This is a genomic window from Bacillus bingmayongensis (assembly GCF_000299035.1).
GTDB lineage: Bacteria > Bacillota > Bacilli > Bacillales > Bacillaceae_G > Bacillus_A > Bacillus_A bingmayongensis.
In genome coordinates this window covers 1-1773 of the sequence record NZ_AKCS01000075.1, presented here as the reverse complement: position 1 = coordinate 1773, position 1773 = coordinate 1, and the positions used below count along the sequence as shown (strand labels likewise).

General features: G+C 30.6%; 3 protein-coding genes. All 3 read left to right on the top strand.

Features of this window, described 5'->3' with window-relative positions; all coding sequences use genetic code 11:
* Positions 1-43 precede the first annotated feature (43 nt).
* Positions 44-187 carry a hypothetical protein gene (locus Y7E_RS34230; RefSeq protein WP_237741357.1) on the top strand — a complete coding sequence of 48 codons (144 nt, stop codon included), beginning with the start codon at positions 44-46 and terminating at the stop codon, positions 185-187.
* 131 nt (positions 188-318) lie between these two features.
* Complete coding sequence (locus Y7E_RS0106860) at positions 319-891, top strand: hypothetical protein (RefSeq protein WP_017150544.1); 573 nt, start codon at positions 319-321, stop codon at positions 889-891.
* Between the two features lie 287 nt (positions 892-1178).
* The coding region (locus tag Y7E_RS0106855) for an Rpn family recombination-promoting nuclease/putative transposase (protein WP_017150543.1) at positions 1179-1773 on the top strand (595 nt) is incomplete at its 3' end.

The window sequence follows — 1773 nt, the reverse complement described above, 5'->3', positions numbered from 1 at the left end:
CCAACTTTTTATCTGTTAAGAAACTTTGCAACAGAACCAATTTATGACTGCTATATATGATAATAGTCAAGGAATGTGGGAGTTCAATACCTACCAAACAAATTTAGAAACAGGAAATGCTTCACAAATTGATTCGAAAAAACTTTCTCTAGAAAAAGGTACAGAGTATGTACAAAATAATTTTTGAAGTTTCTTATCTAGAAGTTTGAAAACAACTTTCTCAACACCAATAAATGCAATCGAGATATAGCCGATATACGTTTAATTTATTTTAGAGTTAGATACACGTATACAAATCCCAATTTACGAGGTCTAAAAATGAAAAAATTTATTCTAAAAACTCTTTTTAAAAAAGAATTATCCTTAATTCATAATAACTACCAACGACAAGTATTGCTTATTAAAGATGAATTTGAAACTAAAATAAACAAACTAAAAAAAACATATGACATACCAAAAGAAATTTTTTCTAAGTATCCACAAGCTGAAATTATTGGCATTGAAAAAAATAAGAAAAATGATGAAGTATTTGTATTTAGAGCACCGATCGGACGGTCTTTTGAGATTAAATTGTATGTACGAAGATCCAATTATAATTATCAAATTCCTACACTTTTTGCAACTCTCCATAACAATTCACCTCAAGAACCTGACTATATATGGATTGGAAATATAACGAGTCCGAAAGAAAACATTGGGAACGGCTCTATTACAATGAAATATCTTATTAAAATGGCTAAAGAAATGAAAGTTTCATACATTTCTGGGCGGCTATCACCAGAAGACAGAGACCATTTCGATAAATTAGAACATTTTTATAAAAAATTTGGTTTTGAGGTGAAATTTAATAATGATAGAACAGAAGGCAGTATAAAAAAAGATATTAGATAACTAAACCCTAATAATATTTTTTATAAGTACAATCTTGCGTAAAAAAGATGTCTACTTCCTATCAGGCCTCACCATATCATTCCAAGGTACAGCCGAGATACGTGCATTTTCTTAGTTAAAATAACGTGTATATCTCAGCTTTTTGAAGCGGATTTACAAAACTGTTTTACGGAGTTAGATGTGTACTGTGATGAATTGGAGCTACAATGGTAAAAGTAGCATTTGCTTATATAAAGAATTACATTATAAAATAGTAAGAAGAATAGAAAGACAGGGAGAGGAAACCCATGTCCACAAAATTAGTAAATTTACGGATTGATTTCGCTTTTAAACAGTTATTTGGAACGAAGGGAAATGAAGAGATTTTAACTGGATTTCTAAACGCCATCCTAGAGGAATCTTTAGATGCACCTATTGTATCTCTACAACTAGAAGATCCACATCTTCATAAATCTTATGAAGATGATAAGTTATCCATATTAGACTTATTAGCAACACTAGATAATGGGACACAAGTAAATATAGAAATTCAGCTTCGGAATACACATGATATGGTCAAACGATCTCTATATTATTGGAGTAAACTCTATACGTCCCAAATGCAAGAAGGGATGCCTTATCGTTCACTTCGGAAAACAATTACCATTAATTTATTAGATTTTATATTATTCTCCCAAGATGATTCATTTCACACCATAGGACAATTATGGAATCCTAAAAAGCAACAGATACTAAGTGATGATATTGAAATTCATTTTGTAGAAATTCCAAAATTGGTCAAACAATGGCGTGAAGAAAAAGTAAATCCATGGGAAAATGCATTTGTTCGCTGGATGTTATTACTACCAGCACATGAAGATGAACATTTAACTCAAACATTGG